Consider the following 18,620-nt stretch of genomic DNA (forward strand, 5'->3'; position numbering starts at 1 on the left):
ATCGATCATGGGATCAGCGATTACAGACGTTGCGGCGGTGCCACCGGCCTTGCACCTGAGAGGTATCAGCAAGCGCTTTGGGGCCACTCAGGCGCTGGATGGCGTCAACCTGCGGGTCGAGGCCGGAACGATTCACGGGCTGGTGGGTGAAAACGGGGCAGGCAAGTCGACCCTGATCAAGGTTCTCGCCGGTATTCATCGTGCCGATGCCGGCCGCTTGAGTATTCATGGCCAGCCGTTCGAGAGTTTCACGCCGCGTCAGGTCGAAGCCGCAGGCGTGCACTTCATTCATCAGGAGCGACTGCTGCCGGGCAGCTTCAGTGTCGGCGAGGCCTTGTTTTTCGGGCAGGAAATCAAGCGTGGCCCCTTCCTCGATCGCCGCGCCCAGGAGCGCGAAGCGGCAAGGCTTCTGGACGATTACTTTGCCATGCGCCTGCCCGCCGGGGCGCTGGTACGCGATCTGGACAGCGCCCAGCGGCAGATACTGCAGGTCACTCGTGCGTTGCTGGCCAGACCGAAGGTGCTGGTGTTCGACGAGCCGAGTGTGTCACTGGTCAAGCAGGAGGTGGACCGCTTGCTGGACATCGTCCGCCGCCTGCGCGATGAAGGACTGACCATTGTCTACATTTCCCACTACTTGCAGGAGATCGAATCGCTGTGTGATCAGGTCACCGTGCTGCGTAACGGACGCGATGTGGCGGTGCTCGATCCGGCTCTCACCAGCACCGCGCAGATCGCCCGGCTGATGGTCAATCGCGAGGTAGGCGAGCAATATTTCCGTGCCCGGACATTACCCGGCGCGCCCGTGCTTCAACTGCGCGGACTGGGGGCAGGGCGCTTCTACGACGGCGTTGACCTGAGCGTGCGGCGTGGCGAAGTACTGGGCCTGACCGGGCTGGTCGGCTCGGGTGCCAAGGAGCTGCTCAAGAGCCTGTTCGGGCTGCTCAAGCCGGATCGCGGCGAATTGCTCTTGAACGGTCAGCGGTTGCAGCTGAAATCACCGCGTGACGCAGTACACCATGGCATCGCGCTGGTCCCCGAGGAGCGCCGCACACACGGCGTGGCACCGGCGCTTTCGGTGCTGGAGAACATCACCCTGGCCAGCCTGGGGCGCTTCAGCCGCTGGGGATTGCTCGACGCTGCGGCGCAGGCCGGGGAAAGCCAACAGCTGATCGATGAACTGGCAATCAAGACCTCAGGCCATGATGCGCCGGTGCACGCGCTCAGCGGTGGCAACCAGCAGAAGGTTGCGCTGGGCAAATGGCTGAGCCGCCATTCGACGTTATACCTGCTGGACGAGCCCAGCGTGGGTGTCGACATCGGCGCCAAGGTGGAAATCTACCGGTTGATTACCAAGCTTGCCGAGGGCGGCGCGGCGGTGCTGGTGCTGTCGTCGGACTTGCCGGAACTGATCGGCATCACTCAGCGCATTGTGGTCCTGCACAGAGGACGCGTTGCAGGCGAATTCGACTCATTGAGCACAGACAGCGACCAGTTGCTGGCCTGCGCCACGGGCGCCACTGAAAGCGACCATGACAGCCAATCATTCCCTCCGGAGGCCCATTATGTCCGCGCTTGATCTATCCGTTGCGCAGGCTGACGATCCAGCGCAACGCTGGCTCGTGCAACTGGCGCAGCGCGGTTCGTTGCTGGTGTTTCTGGCGATTCTGCTCGGCTTTGCCGTCAGTGCGCCGAACTTTCTCAGCCTTGGCAACATCAGCAATGTGTTCGCCCAGTCAGCAACGCTCGGCATACTCGCGCTGGGCCTGACCTGTGTGGTCATCGGTGGTGGTTCCAATGTGGTCAGTGGCGGCCTGGACCTGTCGCTGGCGGCCAATCTCGGTCTGTGTGCGGCCGTTTACAGCAGCCTGAACAACGCCGGGTTCGATGCCTGGCAAGCGATTGGCCTGACGCTCGGCTGCGGCCTGCTGGTCGGCGCGTTCAACGGTCTGGCGGTGGTGTTTTTACGTTTGCCGCCGTTACTGGCGACGCTGGCGAGCATGAACCTGATTGCCGGTCTGGAGCTGGTGCTGACCCAGAACACTGTGCTGGCGACCGACTCGGCATTGCTGGACAGCCTTGCGTCCGGCGTCTGGCTGGGTGTTCCGGCGTTAGCCTGGGTGCTGCTGGGTGTCGCGACGGTGTTGTGGCTGTTGATTCAGCACAGCGCGTTCGGCCTGCGTCTTTACGCCATTGGCGAATACCCGCAAGCAGCCGAGGCTGCCGGGTTGAATCTGCGGCGCTATGTGTTTGCCAGTTACCTGATTGCCGGTGGCTGCGCTGCGCTGGCTGCATTCTGCTCCGCAGCGTTTTTCAGCGGCAGCACGACAGGTTCCGGTGACATGCTGCTGTCAGTGGTGGCTATCGCCTTTCTCGGCGTGGTGTTCTCGCGGCGTCTGACTGCCAATATTCCCGGCACCCTGTTGGCGACGCTGCTGCTGGGCTTTCTGATCAACGGCTTTCAATTGCTGAACATTTCCAGCTTCTGGGTCAACGGCGTGCAAGGCGTGTTGATTCTGCTGGTGGTGGCATTTTCCGGGGCATTCGGCCGCCGGGAGGGTGAACAATGAATACGCTGACCCTGACGACCTCTTCGACGCTGATCAAGGTGCTGCCGCGCCTGTTGCCAGCGGTCCTGCCGCTGTTGGTGCTGATCATCCTGCTGTTTTTCGCGATCAATGCACCGGGCTTTCTGAGTTGGGGCAACCTGTCGAGTCTGGTGCTGAACAACTTCGTGTTGTTGGCTATCGTCGCAATCGGCATGACCTGGGCTGTTGCGGCTGGCGGTATCGATCTGTCGGTGGGCACGGCGCTGGACTTTGCCAGCCTCGGTTTCGTGGTCACCTTGAATGGCGGTCATGGCCTGGGCGCGGCCATTGCGGTGGCTATGCTGGCAGGGGGCATCGCCGGGGCGTTCAACGCGATGCTGATCGCCGGGCTGCGTATTTCGCCGTTCCTGGCGACACTGGGGACGCTGTTTATCGGTACCAGCGTGCAGCAGTTGTTATCCGACGGTGGCCAGCCGATCTATATCGCTCAGGGCGCGTTGCCGGGTATCAGCGCTGTGCTGATCCTCGACGTGCCATTGCCGCTGCTGGTGGTCGGCGTGCTGGCAGCGCTTTACGGGCTGATCCTGGCGCGCGGACGTCTGGGGCGGGAAATCCTCGCGCTGGGCACGCAGCCGCAACTGGCGTATTACTCGGGCTTGCCCACGCGACGCATTGCCATGCAGGTGTTTTTCGCCAGCGCGCTGGCCTGTGCGGTGGCGGGTATCCTGCTCAGCTCCACGGTTAACGCCTACGTACCGATGTCGGGCAACGCTTACCTGATCAATGCCATCGGCGCCGTGTTCATCGGTACGACGCTCAGTCGTCAAGGGCGTCCGAATATTCCGGGCACACTTTTGGGCGTGCTGTTCATCAACGTGATCGCCAATGGCCTGTTGCTGATCGGCTGGAACTTCTATTGGCAGCAGGTTGCGACCGGGGCGCTGATCTTTCTGGTGCTGGCGTTCAGTTTTACCAGTCGCCACCTGCTGCGTAACGCGGCGTAAGTGTGCCTCAAGCGTTGCCTTTACCGCTGCCGATCTGCCAGACAAACGGCGGCTCGGTGCCGTTGATGCGCCAGTCACCGACAATGCGCGCCTTGTAGATCAGCGGATTGTGCGAGGCGGCTGTGCGCGCATTGCGCCAGTGGCGGTCCAGCGCCTTGTTGACGCTGACACCTGAAGCGCCTAGCGCGTTGAACAGATCGCTGGTAGCGCGCAGCACCAGTTCCGAGACGATCACCTGGGCCTTGGCGGTCTCGATTTCGGCGGCGATATTGGCGTCTTTTTCCCGTTGTGGGTCATTGCCGAAGCGCGCCACGTAGGCACGTTGCAACGGCTCCGCGGAGCGCAGCGTTGCGGCCTCGGCGGCGTAGACCTGGGCAGCGATCTGACCGACCACTTGCTGCACCTGCGAATCCTGGCTGACGCTCCCGGCGTTGCCATGGCTGAAGACGCGTTTGCGATCGCGCACTTCCTGAGCGATGTCGCGTTCGACAGCTCGACCGATACCGGCCAGCACCGCCAGCAGCACCAGTTGATAAAACGCGGTCTGGTATTTGAAGCGTTGCTCGAACGGTATGACGTGTGTGGCCGGCAGCGGCACGTTGTCGTAGACCGAGGTGCCGCTGCCGGTGGTGCGCTGGCCGAACCCGTCCCAGTCATCACTGTGACGCACGCCGGCATGCCTGGCGTCGACCACCGCGATCACATCGGCGCCAGTATCGGAGCGCTGGGCATAGACGTCGATCCAGTCGGCAAAGATGCTGCCGGTGCTGTAGTACTTGGTGCCGTTGAGCACGAAACCATCGCCTTGCGGGCTGACCTTGGTCATCACATCGCCAATTTTCACCGCGCCGACTTCGGTCCAGCCGTTACCCACCAGATCCCCGGCGACAAAGCGTGCAAACCATTGGTCACGGTCAGCGCCGGGCGGTGCATTCAGACGGTCCTCGACAAAGGCGAAGTGCGCACGCAGGGCTTGCGGAATGTTCGAATCGGCTTCGGCCAGCTCGATCAGCAGTTGAAACAGCTGGCTGATCGAAGCACCTGCACCGCCATATTCGACAGGCACACGCACAGCGCCGAAACCGGCTTTCTGCAGCCAGGCAATCGGTTCATGGGGCAGGGCGCGGGCTTTTTCGCGTTCGACGCTGCCAGCGCCGATCTCACGGAAGATCGGGCGAAATCGGTTGGCCAGGGTTTCGTAATCGGTCCCCAGCGAGAGCGGGTTCGAGCCGGTTGTTTGAGTCATGCAGTACTCCTGAGCGCGAAGACATCGGCACACGGGCCGGTGGAAGGTTCGTCGGACTCTTTGCATGCTTTGTGCCTGAATGTAACTAACTGATTTTAGTGATTTATTTATGGGGCGATGGTTTTCTTGTTGATCAGCCAACAGTGGCATGACTGCTGTTTGGCAAATCCCACCGCGTCGTCAGCCACGTCGGCAGCTCGTCAGCCCTGAAATACCTGTGTCTGCGCTGGATGCGCTGCGAGTGCGCCGCTGTTCGGCCAGCAACAGCGTTCGAACATTTTGCGCTGCAGGGTGCGGCTATTCATGTGGATTGCTTCGCAACTTATTGCTTTTAAAGGTAAATATTTTTAGGCACGGGCTGTGCAGTGTTCAGGGTCAAGCGTGTTGAGTGTTTTCAACCTGTCGCCAACGAGCAGGAGCCTGTCCATGAGTTTCCCTTCCTCCCTTGCAACTGCCGCACCTCCCGCAGCGCACGTCATTGGCTCGGACGCCGAAGCCATTGAAGTGGCCAGGGCACTGGCCGGTCGCTTCGCTGAAGAAGCTTCAGTGCGTGATCGCGAACGGCGTCTGCCAGTCGCCGAGCTGGATGAGTTCTCCGCCAGCGGCCTGTGGGCCATTACCGTACCCAAGGCCTACGGCGGTGCGGGCGTTTCCTATGTCACCGTCGCGGAAGTGATCAAGCTCATTTCTGCCGCCGACCCGTCACTCGGGCAAATCCCGCAGAACCATCTGGGCGTGCTCGATATTCTCTTGCAGACCGGCACCGAGGCGCAGAAGCGCTACTACTTCGGCAAGGCGCTGGCCGGCTACCGCTTCGGCAATGCGTTCTCCGAGTCGAAAAGCAAGAACGCCGGCGCCTTTCAGACCCGGATTCGCCTCGAGGGTGAGCACGCAGTGCTGGACGGCGAAAAGTTCTACTGCACCGGCGCCCTGTTCGCGCACATCGTGCCGGTTTCCGGCGTCAACGAGCAGAATCAGGCGTTCATCGCCTTCGTCGAGCGCGACAACCCGGGCTTGACCATCATCGATAACTGGGACGGTTTCGGGCAGCGCACCACGGCCAGTGGCGGGGCGGTGTTAAAGGCCGTTCGCGTACCCTCGAGTGCGGTGATCCCGGCGCATCGCGCTTTCGACGAACCGACGGCCAATGGGCCGATTTCGCAGATCATTCAGGCGGCGGTGGACACCGGCATTGCTCACGGCGCGTTCGAGGAAACCCTGAAGCACGCACGGCTGGCCCGCCCATGGATCGACAGCAAGCAGGATTTCGGCTGGCAGGACCCGTTCAGTATTGCCGCCATCGGCGATTTGCAGTGGCGCTTGCACGGCACCGACGCGATCCTCGCCAAAGCCGGGCAGGCCATCGACCATGCCCTGGCCGAACCCAGTGAGGCCAGCGTCGCACAGGCCTCGGTGATCGTCGCCCAAGCCAAGGTGCTGTCGGCGCAGATTGCCTTGCTCGCCAGCAGCCAGCTGTTCGAACTGGCCGGCACCCGCTCGGTGCCCGGCAAACTCAATCTGGACCGTTACTGGCGCAACGCGCGGACCCACACGCTGCATGACCCGGCGCGCTGGAAATACCACCTGATCGGCAATCAGGTGCTCAACGGTATCGCACCGCCACGTCACGCCTGGAACTGATCAAGGAGTACGCCCATGACGCATCCCGCAATTACCGCACAACTGGCGGTCGCCACCGAAGACCTCGATCAGGCGCGCCAGGGCCTGCAAGACACCCTCGATTACCTGCGTGAGCATGGTCGGCCGTGGTCGCTCAGTGGCCTGCAGCGCATCATCGATGAGCCCTACGTGATCAGCAAGGTCGGGGATCTGCAGATTCGTCTGGACGTCGCCGCCGCGCTGCTGGAGCGCGCCCGGCGGCTGGACGGTTCGGCCGAGCAACGCCTGATCGCCAGCAGCGAAGCGGTCATTGCCAGCGCCGATGCTTTGCAGGCGGTGGGCAATATTCAATACGAATTGACCGGGCAGCGCCCGTCATTGTCAGCCCCGGCCGGTCGCGAGCCGCTGCGCTGGCACTATCAGGTTATCGGCAATCAACGCCTCAACGGCGTGGTTCCGCCACAGCTTCAGGAGTAAGTGTATGTCCCGCCAAATCCGCCTCAACGCGTTTGACATGAACTGCGTCGGCCATCAATCGCCGGGCCTCTGGGCGCATCCGCGCGACCGCTCCTGGCAGTACAAGGACCTCGAATACTGGACCGATCTGGCGAAAATCCTCGAGCGCGGCAAGTTCGATGGGTTGTTCATTGCCGATGTGCTGGGCATTTATGACGTGTATCGCGGCAACGGCGAGGCGGCGATTCGTCAGGCCACTCAGGTGCCGGTCAATGACCCGTTGCAGCTCATCCCGCCCATGGCGCTGGTGACCGAGCACCTGGGCTTCGGCCTGACGGCGTCGCTGTCGTTCGAACATCCCTATCCGTTTGCCCGTCGCCTGTCGACGCTGGATCACCTGACCAAGGGGCGCGCAGGCTGGAATATCGTCACCTCGTATCTGGAAAGCGGCGCGAAGAACCTGGGCCAGAAAACCCTTACCGAACACGACGCGCGCTACGACTACGCAGAGGAGTATCTGGAGGTTTGTTACAAACTCTGGGAAGGCAGCTGGGAAGACGGCGCGATTCTGCGTGACCGGGAGCGCCGTGTATTCAGTGATCCGAGCAAAATCCACGAGATTCGCCATGTCGGCAAACACTTTCAGGTGCCCGGTATCCACCTGTGCGAGCCGTCGCCGCAACGCACGCCTGTGCTCTATCAGGCCGGCGCGTCAAGCCGCGGCAGGCAGTTCGCCGCCGAGCACGCCGAATGCGTTTTCGTTGCAGCGCCCTCGAAAGTGCTGCTGAAAAAGACCGTGGCCGATATCCGCCGGCGCACCGCAGAGGCTGGCCGCGACCCGTCCAAGGTGCTGATTTTCAATTTGCAGACGGTGATCCTCGGCGAGACGGATGCCAAGGCCAGGGCCAAATTCGAGGAATACAAAAGCTGGGTCAGTTATGAGGGCGCAATGGCCTTGATTTCCGGCTGGACCGGTATCGACTTCAGCCAGTTCAAGCCCGACGAACCCCTGCGCCACGTTCACACCAATGCCATTCAGTCGGCCGTCGAGACCTTTTCCACGGCAGACCCGAACACGATATGGACGCCGCAGGCACTGGCCGATTGGGTCGGAATCGGTGGCTTCGGCCCGCTGTTTGTCGGCAGCCCGGAAACCGTGGCCGACCTATTGCAGGAGTGGGTTGAAGAAACCGACGTCGATGGATTCAACCTGGCTTACGCACTGACCCATGAAACCTTCATCGATGCGGTCGAGCTGTTGGTGCCGGAGCTCCAGAAGCGCGGCGTCTACAAGACCGAATACGCCAAGGGCACGTTGCGCGAGAAGCTGTTTGGCGACGGGCCACGCCTGGAAGCAGGGCATCCGGGTGCCGGATTCCGCGACCTGGCTGCGCTGCATCGCAACCGGCAGACGGAGAGTGCCTGAAATGTGATGACTGTCGTCGCGCAGGCGGCGCGGCGTAGATTCTTGACGCGGAGCGTCACGACAGGCATTCCACTGGAGCGTAAGGAACGATCGTCCTGTAACTATCGTACCCATGCTGCGCACAGCACCGGTCACAACTCCAGCTTGTAACCCACCCCGTACAGCGACTGGATCGGGTCCTGACCCGGGCAGGCCTGTTCCAGTTTGCGGCGCAGGTTGCGGATGTGGCTGTCCACGGTGCGGTCGGTCACTACGCGGTGATCCGAGTAGAGCCTGTCCAGCAAGTGGTCACGGGAGAAGACCCGGCCCGGTGAGCGGGCAAAGGTAGCCAGCAGACGCAGTTCCACCGGGGTCAGGTCCAGGGTGACCCCGTTGAACGAGGCCTGGTAATGCGCTTCGTCCACCTGCAAACCCTTGGGCGTGTGCGGCTCGCTGGAAGAGCTCCGACGCAGGATGGCTTTGACGCGAGCGACCATCTCCCGTGGGCTGAACGGTTTGCAGATGTAGTCGTCGGCACCGAGGTCCAGGCCCAGCAACCGGTCGATTTCCTCGACGCGTGCGGTGATCATGACAATGGGCACATCGCTGAAGCTGCGCAGTTCCTTGCAGATGTCCATGCCATCGCGGCCAGGCAGCATGATGTCGAGCAGGATCAGTTGTGGCGCGTTCGCTCTGACAGCAGGCACAACGTCCAGCCCGTTACTCAGGCAGTGTGTCGAATAGCCGGCCGCGATCAGGTAGTCGCGCATCAGCGACGCCAGCTTGGGCTCATCTTCGACAATGAGAATCGGTGTGTCGAGGCTGGCAGCGGTCATGGGCGCAGGTGTCCTGGCAGGCACAGGGTCAGCCAGAGGCCGCCTGTGGGCGAGTGGTCGGCGCTCAGGGTGCCGCCGTGGGCGAGGGCGATGCTGTGACAGATCGCCAACCCCAGACCCGCACCGCCGCTGGCGCGGTTACGCGAGGTTTCACCGCGATAGAAGCGTTCGAACAGTCTGGGCAATTGCTGCGGGTCGACGCCGGGTCCGGAATCCATCACATCGACGCGCACCTCATCGCCCTGCAGAGCGGCACGCACATGCACTGTCCCCCCGGCATCGGTGTAGCGCACCGAGTTTTCCAGAAGGTTGCCGATCAATTGCTGCAGGCGCCCTGGGTCTGCATGCACCGGCAGAGCTCCGCCAGCAAGCTCCAACTGCAAATGCAACTGACGGGCTGCGCAACGCTCTTCGAACATGTCAGTGATATTCGTCAGCAGCTCCGCCAGGTCACAGTCGACCTTGCGGTAGGTCAGGGCGCCCACATCCGCCAGGGACAGCTCATACAGATCATCCACCAGCTTGCTGAGCATGCCGACTTCGCCCTGCAGGGACTTCATCGATGCCTGATCCAGTGTGCGCACGCCATCCTCGATGGCTTCCAGTTCGCCACGCAAGACCGACAGCGGGGTGCGCAGCTCATGGGACACATCGGCCATGAATTCGCGGCGCATCTTCTCATTGCGTTCCAGGGTGTACGCCAGCTGGTTGAAGTCGCGCGCCAGTTGACCCACCTCGTCGTTGGAGGACACCGCCACGCGGCTGGCGTATTCACCTGCGGCGAGGCGATGGGTTGCTGCGGCCACCCGCTTGACCGGGTCGAGCAGGGTGCGCGCGATCCACCAGGCAATCAGCACCGCCAGCAGCAGTGACAGCACACCCATCGCCAGGCTGGCGCGCAACTGGTACTGCTGAAAGCGCTCACCACCGGCTTCGCTGACACTTTGAAAGGGCGTGACCGCCATCCAGCCAACGACGTTGCCGTCGACTTCCACCGGGCGCATGAATTCATCGTCATGGACCCCTGGAAAGCCCATCACCAGGTTCTTCTGCGCATCCAGCAGCGCGATCCGGAACACCGCGCCGGTCAAGTCGGAAGTAGGCGGTGTCGCCAGCCCGGGGATGGCGAAATCCTGTGCCGGTTCCGGGCGCATCACTTCGAACCAGCGATCCTTGTTGTCACGCATGAATTCCCAACTGCCTTCGCGTGCATAGGCAGCGGCCAACCGCGGCAGGACCGGCGACATGCGTTGCATGGCCTGTTCGTTGAGGTAGCCCAGAAAGCCGCGGGCAAAACTCCAGTTCGCGGTCAGGCCCATGATCAGGATCACTGACAGTACGCTGGCCAGTACCGCGACAAACAGTTTGGTGGAGATGCTCGATTTCATGAAGGCCCGGGTTTTACGTGAAGACGGCGTCCATTTAGGCCTTCGTGACAGCAAGTTTCAAGTCAACGCGGCAATCTTCAATTTTCCTGCACATTTGCCTCGCACTCTGACGTCAGGCTTTCGCCACAACGTCCTGAGGCAATCATGTCGAGCAAGATTTTCGCCAAATACCTGATGACTTTGACCTTTGTCATCTACGCAGCCCTTATCGGTCTTCTGAGCGGTTGTTCTGACGGTGATTCGCCGCCTGCTGCGGAGAAACCGAGCGTGTCGGTGGTCACCGTCAAACCGCGCAGCCAGTCGCTGACCACCGAGCTGGCGGGGCGCACCAAAGCGTTCATGGTTGCCGAGATACGGCCCCAGGTCAGCGGCATCGTGCAGCAGCGACTGTTCGTCGAAGGTGCCGAAATCAAAGCCGGTCAGCCGTTGTACCAACTCGACAGTGCGACCTACCAGGCGGCTCTGGCAGAATCGCAGGCCACGCTCGCCAAGTCCCGTGCCACGCTCAAGTCCGCACAGGCCACCGCCAAACGCGATGTGCAGTTGGCCAAGATCGACGCCATCAGCCAGCAGGATAAAGAAGACGCCGAGGCCAGCCTGCTGACTGCCGCCGCCGAGGTGAAAGTGGCGGAGGCCGATGTGCAGACCGCACGCATCAATCTGGCCTACACACGGATTACCGCGCCCATCAGCGGCCGCATCGAGACCTCGACCGTGACCCCCGGTGCATTGGTGGTGGCCCAGCAGGACACCGCGCTGACCACGGTTCAGCAGCTCGACCCGATTTATGTCGATGTCACCCAGTCCACCACCGAGTTGCTGCGTCTCAAGCGCGACCTGGCCAGCGGCAAGCTGCAAACCAACAGCGACGGGGAAGCCCGAATCACCCTCAAGCTGGATGACGGCAGCACCTACAACCAGGATGGCCGCCTGCAATTCAGCGGCGTCAGCGTCAATGAAGGCACCGGTACCGTGACGCTGCGTGCCAGCTTTGCCAATCCGGAGCGGTTGTTGCTGCCTGGCATGTACGTGGTGGCGGTGCTGGAACAGGCGCAGGATCAGAATGCGATCCTGATACCGCAAAAGGCCGTGACCCGCAGTGCCAGTGGCCAGACCACGGTGTTGCTGGTGGTTGACGGCAAGATCGAGCAGCGGGTGATCAGCGTCGACCGCACGGTGGGCAACCAGTGGTGGGTGAGCAGCGGGCTCAAGGCCAATGATCAGGTGGTGGTCGAAGGCGGGCAGAAAACCCCGGTGGGCACCGAGGTTAGCGTGCGGAGCGCTGACAACGCCGATTCGCCAGCGTCTGGTGCTGCGGCCACTGCCGTGAAGGAGGGCTGAACATGGCTCGTTTCTTCATCGATCGGCCCATCTTCGCCTGGGTCATTGCCATCTGCATCATGTTCGCCGGCGGGCTGTCCATCAGCCAGCTGCCCCTTGAGCAATACCCCGATATCGCGCCGCCGACGGTAAAAATCTCCGCCACCTACACTGGCGCATCGGCCAAGACCGTCGAAGACTCCGTCACGCAGGTCATCGAGCAGCAGATGAAGGGGCTGGACCGGCTGACTTACATGTCCGCCTCCAGCAGCTCTGCGGGCAGTGCGAGCATCAGCCTGACCTTCGCCGCAGGCACCGACCCTGATGTGGCGCAGATGCAGGTGCAGAACAAGCTGCAGCAGGCCGAATCGCGCCTGCCGCAAAGCGTGCAGAGTGAAGGCTTGACGGTGACCAAGGGCAGTTCCGACTTCCTGATGCTGGTCGCCCTTGCCTCCGACAACGAAAGCGTCACCGGCACGCAGATTGGTGATTACATTTCCAGCACGCTGCTCGATCAACTGAGCCGTGTGGATGGTGTCGGCGACGTGCAGACCCTGGGTTCGGGGTACGCGATGCGTATCTGGCTGGACCCGGCCAAGCTGGAAAAGTATTCGCTGATGCCCTCCGACATCAGCTCGGCCCTGGAGGCGCAGAACACCGAGGTCTCGGCAGGCCAGTTGGGGGCCTTGCCCGCAGTTGAAGGTCAGCAACTGAACGCGACCATCAGCGCCCGCAGCAAGCTGCAGACGCCCGAGCAGTTCGAGAACGTGGTCGTCAAATCTTCCAGTGACGGCGCTGTTGTGCTCTTGCGCGATGTGGCGCGGGTGGAGTTGGGCAGCGAGAGCTATGACATCAACTCGGCGCTCAATGGCCGGCCGGCGGCCGCAATGGGTATTCAGCTGGCGTCAGGTGCAAACGCGCTGAGTGTTGGCGAAGCGATCAAGGCCAAACTCAAGGAACTGGAACCGTTCTACCCCGCGCAAATGCAGCTGAAAACAGTCATTGCCTATGACACCACGCCATTCGTGAGCCTGTCGATCAAGGAGGTGGTGAAGTCGCTGGGTGAAGCGATCGTGCTGGTGGTGCTGATCATGTTTCTGTTCATGCAGAACCTGCGCGCCACGCTGATTCCGGCGATTACCGTGCCGGTGGTGCTGCTGGGCACGTTCGGCGTGCTGGCGCTGTTCGGCTATTCGATCAACACCCTGACCATGTTCGCGATGGTCCTGGCCATCGGCCTGCTGGTCGACGATGCCATTGTGGTGGTGGAAAACGTCGAGCGGGTCATGGGCGAAGAGCACCTGAGCCCGCTGGAAGCGACCCGCAAATCAATGGACGAAATCACCAGCGCGCTGATCGGTATCGCGCTGGTGCTGAGCGCCGTGTTCATTCCGATGGCCTTTTTCAGCGGTTCCACCGGGATTATCTACCGGCAGTTTTCGGTGACCATCGTTTCGGCCATGCTGCTTTCGGTGCTGGTTGCAATGACCCTGACGCCGGCGTTGTGCGCAACGATGCTCAAAGCCTCGGATGCGCAACTGCATGCAAAACGGGGTGGCTTTTTCGGCTGGTTCAACCGCACGTTCGACCGCAGTGCCGACCGCTATCAGCGAGGCGTGAGTGGAGTCATCGAACATCGCGTAAAGGGGCTGCTGGTATATGCGCTGGTGCTGGTGGTCATGGCGGTGGGTTACGTCAGCCTGCCCACATCGTTTTTGCCGGATGAAGACCAGGGCGCGCTGATGGCGCAGATCCAGCTGCCGGTGGGCGCTACCGACAGCCGTACACAGGCGGTGATGCGGCAGTTCGAGGCTTACATGCTCAAACAGCCGGAAGTCGAGGCGTTGATCAGTATTTCCGGGCTGGGGATGGGCGGTAACAGTCAGAACACCGCCAGGGCGTTCATCAAGCTCAAGGACTGGAGCGAGCGTTCCGGCAAGGAGCAGGGCGCAGCGCAGGTGGCACAGCGCGCGACGCTGGCCCTGGCAAGCATCGGCGACGCCAGTGTGTTTGTCATGCAGCCGCCTGCGGTGCGCGGCCTGGGGCAGAGTTCGGGGTTCGACGTGCAACTCAAGGACCTTGGCGGGGTGGGGCATGAGGCACTGGTGGCGGCACGCGAGCAGTTTATCGAGCTGGCGAGAAAGGACTCGAGCATGCTGGGCGTGCGCAGCAACGGCCTGGACGACACTCCGCAGTTGAAAGTGACCATCGACGACCGCAAGGCCGGTGCACTGAGCCTGTCCACCAGCGACGTCAACTCGACCCTGTCCACAGCGCTGGGCGGCAGCTATATCAATGACTTCCTCAATCAGGGGCGAGTGAAGAAAGTCTACGTGCAGGGCGAGGCCGCTTCGCGCATGCAATCAGCCGATCTGGACCATTGGTTCGTGCGCAACAGCAATGACGAAATGGTCCCGTTCTCGTCGTTCGCCAGCAGCAGCTGGAGCTACGGTTCGCCCCTGCTGGAGCGTTACAACGGCAGCTCGTCACTTGAGGTGGTGGGCGATCCTGCGCCAGGTGTCAGCTCGGGTACCGCGATGGATGCCGTTGAAGCCATCATCAAGCAACTTCCCGAAGGCATCGGTTACGAGTGGACCGGACAGTCCTATCAACTGCGCCTGTCCGGCTCCCAGGCGCCGATGCTCTACGCCATTTCCGTGTTGTTCGTGTTTCTCTGTCTGGCCGCCTTGTACGAGAGCTGGTCGGTGCCGTTCTCGGTCATGCTTGTGGTGCCGCTGGGTGTGGTCGGCGCGGTACTGGCGACCAGGATCAGTGGCTTGAGCAATGACGTGTACTTTCAGGTGGGCTTGCTGACCACGGTGGGCCTGGCGGCGAAAAACGCGATTCTGATCGTCGAGTTCGCCAAGCATCTTCAGGAACAGGGCAAAAGCCTGCATGAAGCGACCCTTCTTGCCGCCCGGCAACGGCTGCGTCCGATTCTGATGACTTCGCTGGCGTTCATGTTCGGTGTGCTGCCGCTGGCCCTCAGCAGCGGTGCAGGCTCGGCCGGACGTAATGCGATCGGCACGGGCGTACTGGGCGGCATGTTCAGCGCCACCGTGCTGGGGATTTTCCTGGTGCCGCTGTTCTTCGTCGAAGTGCGTCGCCGCTTCAGTCGTTCGTCAGGCAATGCTCCGGCGGCTCAACCCACATCTACAGGTGAAGCATGATGCGTCTTTTCTGGCCTTCGCTGGCTGTCACGGCGCTGCTTGCGGGTTGCGTCAACCTGGCCCCGGACTATCAGCGCCCTGAAGCGCCGGTCTCAAGCCAATGGCTGCCGGGGACTGCTGGCCAACCGGCTGCGTCGGGCAGCGTGCCCACGGACATCGAATGGCAGAATTTTTTCATCGATAACCGCCTGGTGCGCCTGCAGACCCTGGCGCTGGTGAATAACCGCGACCTGCGCCTGGCCAGCCTCAACGTCGAGAAAGCGCAGGCGCAATATCGCATCGAGCGGGCGGCGAGCCTGCCGACCATTGATGCCAGTGGCAGCGGCACGCATACACGCACGCCGTCATCGACCTCGATGACCGGCAAGTCGTCGATCAGCCACGAGTACAGCGCGCAGTTGGGCTTGAGCAGCTATGAGCTGGATGTGTTCGGGCGTATCCAGAACCTTCAGGACGAAGCGCTCGAGGATTACCTGGCGTTGACCGAAACCCGGCGCAGCACGCAGATCAGCCTGATCGCCGAAGTGGCGACCGGCTGGCTGACCCTGGCCGCCGACAACCAGCTTCTGAAACTCGCCGAAGACACGCTGGCCAGTCAGCAGAAAAGCTACGAGCTGACCAGAAGCAGCCATGCGCTGGGCGGTTCTTCCGGACTGGAAGTGGCTCAGGCGCAGACAACGGTCGAATCGGCGAGGGGCGATGTCGCGCAATATAAAAGCCAGATTCTTCAGGACCGTAACGCCTTGCGCCTGCTGGTCGGCAGCGATCTGCCGGAGGAGCTGCTGCCCAACGCCGACATGCAGTCGGTGGCGCAATTGGTGCAGGTGCCGGATGGCCTGCCTTCCAGCCTCCTGCAACGTCGCCCGGACGTGCTGAGTGCCGAACACACACTTAAAGCCGCGAACATTGATATCGGTGCAGCGCGTGCGGCGTTCTTCCCCAGTATCACCCTGACTGCCAGTGCAGGCTCTTCCAGCACCAGCCTGTCAGGCCTGTTCAAGTCCGGAACCGGCGCGTGGAGCTTTGCGCCAAGTATCAGCGTGCCGATTTTCGATGGCGGCGCCAATCGGGCCACGCTGGACTCGGCCAAGGTCGAGAACCAGATCCAGATTCAGACCTATCAGCAGACGATCCAGACCGCATTCAAGGAAGTGGCCGATGCCTTGGCGGTGCGCAGCACGCTGGATGAGCGGCTTGCCGCGCAGCAGGCCTACACCGATGCCAGCCGCAGAAGCTACGAACTGGCCGACGCCCTGTACCGCGGCGGATCGCAGAGTTATCTGGAGGCGCTCGAGTCGCAACGCTCGCTCTACAGTGCCGAGCAGGACCTGATTTCCCTGCGCCTCACAGAACAGAGCAACCGCGTCACGCTCTACAAGGTCATGGGCGGCGGATGGAATCGGTGATGGTTTTTTTCTACTGGCTTTTGAATAATCGCCAGGCTTAAACGTTTTACCCTTACGCACAGTGCGGCCATTTATGGGTTCGCACTGTGGTTTTGATCCTTCATGAACAGGAGTTCTCATGAAACCCTCCCAGCCGAAGTACGCCCACGCCTTGTTGCTGCTGGTCACTTCACTCAGCATTCAGACACCGGCTCTGGCCCGTATGGCATCTTCTGCAACCACCGACAACACGTCCCGGCTTGCAGTGGTCAAACCGGTCAGCAGCTGTGCTGCACTAAGCAGCGTGGAACTCAGTGATATCGGCGGGCAGGGCAGTCGTGTGCTGGCGGCCAGTGAATCGACGCGTGACGGTGTTGCGGTATGTGCCGTGGAAGCCCGGCTGGCGCCCGAGATCAACTTCAGGCTCGAGCTGCCAACCGGTACCTGGGAGCAGCGCTATCTGCAAGTCGGCTGCGGCGGATTGTGTGGCAACGTCAACTCGACGGTGCGCGCCGCTGATGGCTGCACATCCCTGAGTGCTGGCGGATTCGCGGTGGCTTCAACCGACATGGGCCATCGGGCGGCAGACGAGCATTTTGGCGACGACCCGCAAAAGCGTGCCGATTTCGCCCATCGTGGTGTGCACCTCACTGCGCTGGCCTCGAAGAAACTGATCGCCGCGTTCTATGGCCGCAAAGCAGAATACGCCTACTTCAGTGGCTGCTCGGACGGCGGCCGCGAGGCGTTGATCGAAGCACAGCGTTACCCGGACGATTTCGACGGCATCATTGCCGGAGCCCCGGCGCTCAACTTTCAAGTGCAGAAAACCCTGTATCACGGCTGGATGGCGCGCTCCAACCGCGGCGCGGACGGCAAGCCGATTCTGCTCGCTTCACGATTGCCGTTGCTGCACAAGGCTGTACTCGACCAATGCGATCTGCTGGACGGGCAGATCGATGGCCTCATAGCGGATCCGCGTATCTGCCACTTCGACCCCGCGGCGTTGCAATGCAAGGCATCTGCTGACCCCGCCACGTGCCTGAGCGCAGAGGAGGTGGCCACGGTCAGACGCTTTTACGAAGGCCCGAAAGACGCCGCCAGTGGCGAGCGGCTGACCCTGGGCGGCCCGCAGCCGGGCTCGGAACTGGCCTGGGCTGGCGTGTTCGTGCCGGTCAGCGCCGATCAGACGGTGTACAGCGAAAAGGCGGCGCTGGAGGCCATTCGCAATGTCGTGTTCGAGAAGAACCCGCCTGCAAGTTTCGATTTGAACGCGCTGGACTTCGACAAAAAAACCTTTGACCAACTGCGCCCGCTGCATGCGCTGTACGACGCTACCAACCCCGATCTTTCGCCATTCGCCAGCCGCGGCGGCAAGCTGATCCTCTGGCACGGCTGGGCTGACCCGAACGTCTCACCGCTCAACACCCTGGCGTATCACGAGGCGCTTGAAGCCGAGATGGGCAAGACCCGCACCGAGGCGTTCTCGAGGCTGTACATGCTGCCCGGCGTCTATCACTGCGGCGGCGGGGAAGGGCCAAGCCTGGTCGATCTGCTGACACCGGTCATGGCCTGGGTCGAAAAAAGCCGGGCCCCGGATGCCATCGTTGTCAGGCAGGCAGGCCCCGACAAGGCCGGCAACAGGCAGAGACCGCTTGCACAGTCACTGCCGGCGTCCATGGTCAAGGAAAACGTGGGCAATCGCGGACGCACCCGCAAGGTCTTCCCGTACCCGTTCATGGCCGAGTACGACCACAAGGGCTACGCGAAAAACGCAAACAGCTACCAGCGCGCCCAGCCGCTGACTACGGAAAAAACACCGCAATGGATGGGCAGCGGGTTCTTCAAACCGTATACGTCCCTGGAACGTCAGGCGCAGTAACGATTGCACGGGTACAGCGTAGGCGAATTATTTTCTCCTCGTTCTTGACATGGCATGCGAACCAGTACAGAATTGCGTCCATTCCTGAGCGAGGAATTGAAAAAAACCCTTTAGATTCAATGGGTTGGAAGCCAAAGAAATACAGGTTTCCCGCGAAATCAAAATACGTTTGATGTTCAAGTGAAGCATCTTTCGTTTGAGGCCGAGTAGCAAAATGGTTATGCAGCGGATTGCAAATCCGCCTACGCCGGTTCGATTCCGACCTCGGCCTCCACTATTCAAAGCCCCGCAGATTAACGTCTGCGGGGTTTTTTATTGGGCGCTGAAAAGTGAGGAGTTCCGAAATCTCCTCATGTTGAAGG

The 18,620-nt window shown here is 61.6% G+C and carries 13 protein-coding genes and 1 tRNA gene; 11 read left to right on the top strand and 3 right to left on the bottom strand.

Features of this window, described 5'->3' with window-relative positions:
* The first annotated feature begins 7 nt into the window (after nucleotides 1-7).
* Genes QRN50_RS08810 through QRN50_RS08820 form a run of 3 tightly spaced genes read left to right on the top strand, consistent with a single transcriptional unit; the run spans nucleotide 8 to nucleotide 3,553 of the window.
* Nucleotides 8-1,579: a sugar ABC transporter ATP-binding protein gene (locus QRN50_RS08810; RefSeq protein WP_096126491.1), complete on the top strand. Its 1,572-nt coding sequence runs from the start codon at nucleotides 8-10 to the stop codon at nucleotides 1,577-1,579.
* Nucleotides 1,566-2,570, top strand: a complete 1,005-nt coding sequence (locus tag QRN50_RS08815; protein WP_011268052.1) for an ABC transporter permease — start codon at nucleotides 1,566-1,568, stop codon at nucleotides 2,568-2,570. The genes QRN50_RS08810 and QRN50_RS08815 overlap by 14 nt, the downstream gene beginning before the upstream one ends.
* Nucleotides 2,567-3,553, top strand: a complete 987-nt coding sequence (locus tag QRN50_RS08820; protein WP_096126490.1) for an ABC transporter permease — start codon at nucleotides 2,567-2,569, stop codon at nucleotides 3,551-3,553. Before QRN50_RS08815 ends, QRN50_RS08820 begins: the two co-directional genes overlap by 4 nt.
* Before the next feature lie 7 nt (nucleotides 3,554-3,560).
* Here the strand turns inward: QRN50_RS08820 and QRN50_RS08825 are convergent, their stop codons facing one another.
* Nucleotides 3,561-4,799 carry an acyl-CoA dehydrogenase family protein gene (locus tag QRN50_RS08825; protein WP_011268050.1) on the bottom strand — a complete coding sequence of 413 codons (1,239 nt, stop codon included), beginning with the start codon at nucleotides 4,797-4,799 and terminating at the stop codon, nucleotides 3,561-3,563.
* 426 nt (nucleotides 4,800-5,225) lie between these two features.
* On the opposite strand from QRN50_RS08825, the gene QRN50_RS08830 reads away from it, so the two are divergent.
* From QRN50_RS08830 to QRN50_RS08840, 3 genes are read left to right on the top strand one after another with little or no spacing between them, the layout of a single operon-like run.
* Nucleotides 5,226-6,440, top strand: coding sequence for an SfnB family sulfur acquisition oxidoreductase (locus tag QRN50_RS08830; RefSeq protein ID WP_003400903.1), 1,215 nt, complete (start codon nucleotides 5,226-5,228; stop codon nucleotides 6,438-6,440).
* Between the two features lie 15 nt (nucleotides 6,441-6,455).
* Nucleotides 6,456-6,896: an acyl-CoA dehydrogenase family protein gene (locus QRN50_RS08835; RefSeq protein ID WP_003400904.1), complete on the top strand. Its 441-nt coding sequence runs from the start codon at nucleotides 6,456-6,458 to the stop codon at nucleotides 6,894-6,896.
* 4 nt (nucleotides 6,897-6,900) lie between these two features.
* Nucleotides 6,901-8,301 carry an LLM class flavin-dependent oxidoreductase gene (locus QRN50_RS08840; protein ID WP_096126489.1) on the top strand — a complete coding sequence of 467 codons (1,401 nt, stop codon included), beginning with the start codon at nucleotides 6,901-6,903 and terminating at the stop codon, nucleotides 8,299-8,301.
* A gap of 131 nt (nucleotides 8,302-8,432) precedes the next feature.
* Here QRN50_RS08840 and QRN50_RS08845 read toward each other — a convergent pair whose 3' ends face one another.
* Both QRN50_RS08845 and baeS read right to left on the bottom strand, forming a co-directional pair.
* Entirely contained in the window at nucleotides 8,433-9,116 is a 684-nt protein-coding gene (locus QRN50_RS08845; RefSeq protein WP_011268047.1) for a response regulator, read from the bottom strand.
* Complete coding sequence (gene baeS / locus QRN50_RS08850; RefSeq protein ID WP_003400907.1) at nucleotides 9,113-10,504, bottom strand: sensor histidine kinase efflux regulator BaeS; 1,392 nt, start codon at nucleotides 10,502-10,504, stop codon at nucleotides 9,113-9,115. The genes QRN50_RS08845 and baeS overlap by 4 nt, the downstream gene beginning before the upstream one ends.
* Nucleotides 10,505-10,648: 144 nt before the next feature.
* Between baeS and QRN50_RS08855 the strand changes: the two genes are divergently transcribed.
* From QRN50_RS08855 to QRN50_RS08875, 5 genes are all read left to right on the top strand, one after another.
* Entirely contained in the window at nucleotides 10,649-11,845 is a 1,197-nt protein-coding gene (locus QRN50_RS08855; RefSeq protein ID WP_024661121.1) for an efflux RND transporter periplasmic adaptor subunit, read from the top strand.
* A gap of 2 nt (nucleotides 11,846-11,847) precedes the next feature.
* On the top strand, nucleotides 11,848-14,994 hold the full coding sequence (locus tag QRN50_RS08860; RefSeq protein WP_096126488.1) for an efflux RND transporter permease subunit: 3,147 nt from the start codon (nucleotides 11,848-11,850) through the stop codon (nucleotides 14,992-14,994).
* Nucleotides 14,994-16,400, top strand: a complete 1,407-nt coding sequence (locus QRN50_RS08865; protein ID WP_096126487.1) for an efflux transporter outer membrane subunit — start codon at nucleotides 14,994-14,996, stop codon at nucleotides 16,398-16,400. The genes QRN50_RS08860 and QRN50_RS08865 overlap by 1 nt, the downstream gene beginning before the upstream one ends.
* 118 nt (nucleotides 16,401-16,518) lie before the next feature.
* Entirely contained in the window at nucleotides 16,519-18,258 is a 1,740-nt protein-coding gene (locus tag QRN50_RS08870) for a tannase/feruloyl esterase family alpha/beta hydrolase (RefSeq protein ID WP_096126486.1), read from the top strand.
* Nucleotides 18,259-18,458: 200 nt separating this feature from the next.
* Nucleotides 18,459-18,532, top strand: a tRNA-Cys gene (locus QRN50_RS08875).
* The last annotated feature ends 88 nt before the right edge of the window (nucleotides 18,533-18,620 follow it).

The sequence above is a fragment of the Pseudomonas sp. MEJ108 genome (assembly GCF_030208985.1).
GTDB lineage: Bacteria > Pseudomonadota > Gammaproteobacteria > Pseudomonadales > Pseudomonadaceae > Aquipseudomonas > Aquipseudomonas fragariae.

Excerpts from the sequence above, each read along its gene's own strand:
- QRN50_RS08810 (WP_096126491.1), top strand. The coding sequence starts at position 8 with ATGGGATCAGCGATTACAGACGTTGCGGCGGTGCCACCGGCCTTGCAC.
- QRN50_RS08815 (WP_011268052.1), top strand. The coding sequence starts at position 1,566 with ATGTCCGCGCTTGATCTATCCGTTGCGCAGGCTGACGATCCAGCGCAA.
- QRN50_RS08820 (WP_096126490.1), top strand. The coding sequence starts at position 2,567 with ATGAATACGCTGACCCTGACGACCTCTTCGACGCTGATCAAGGTGCTG.
- QRN50_RS08825 (WP_011268050.1), bottom strand. The coding sequence starts at position 4,799 with ATGACTCAAACAACCGGCTCGAACCCGCTCTCGCTGGGGACCGATTAC.
- QRN50_RS08830 (WP_003400903.1), top strand. The coding sequence starts at position 5,226 with ATGAGTTTCCCTTCCTCCCTTGCAACTGCCGCACCTCCCGCAGCGCAC.
- QRN50_RS08835 (WP_003400904.1), top strand. The coding sequence starts at position 6,456 with ATGACGCATCCCGCAATTACCGCACAACTGGCGGTCGCCACCGAAGAC.
- QRN50_RS08840 (WP_096126489.1), top strand. The coding sequence starts at position 6,901 with ATGTCCCGCCAAATCCGCCTCAACGCGTTTGACATGAACTGCGTCGGC.
- QRN50_RS08845 (WP_011268047.1), bottom strand. The coding sequence starts at position 9,116 with ATGACCGCTGCCAGCCTCGACACACCGATTCTCATTGTCGAAGATGAG.
- baeS (WP_003400907.1), bottom strand. The coding sequence starts at position 10,504 with ATGAAATCGAGCATCTCCACCAAACTGTTTGTCGCGGTACTGGCCAGC.
- QRN50_RS08855 (WP_024661121.1), top strand. The coding sequence starts at position 10,649 with ATGTCGAGCAAGATTTTCGCCAAATACCTGATGACTTTGACCTTTGTC.
- QRN50_RS08860 (WP_096126488.1), top strand. The coding sequence starts at position 11,848 with ATGGCTCGTTTCTTCATCGATCGGCCCATCTTCGCCTGGGTCATTGCC.
- QRN50_RS08865 (WP_096126487.1), top strand. The coding sequence starts at position 14,994 with ATGCGTCTTTTCTGGCCTTCGCTGGCTGTCACGGCGCTGCTTGCGGGT.
- QRN50_RS08870 (WP_096126486.1), top strand. The coding sequence starts at position 16,519 with ATGAAACCCTCCCAGCCGAAGTACGCCCACGCCTTGTTGCTGCTGGTC.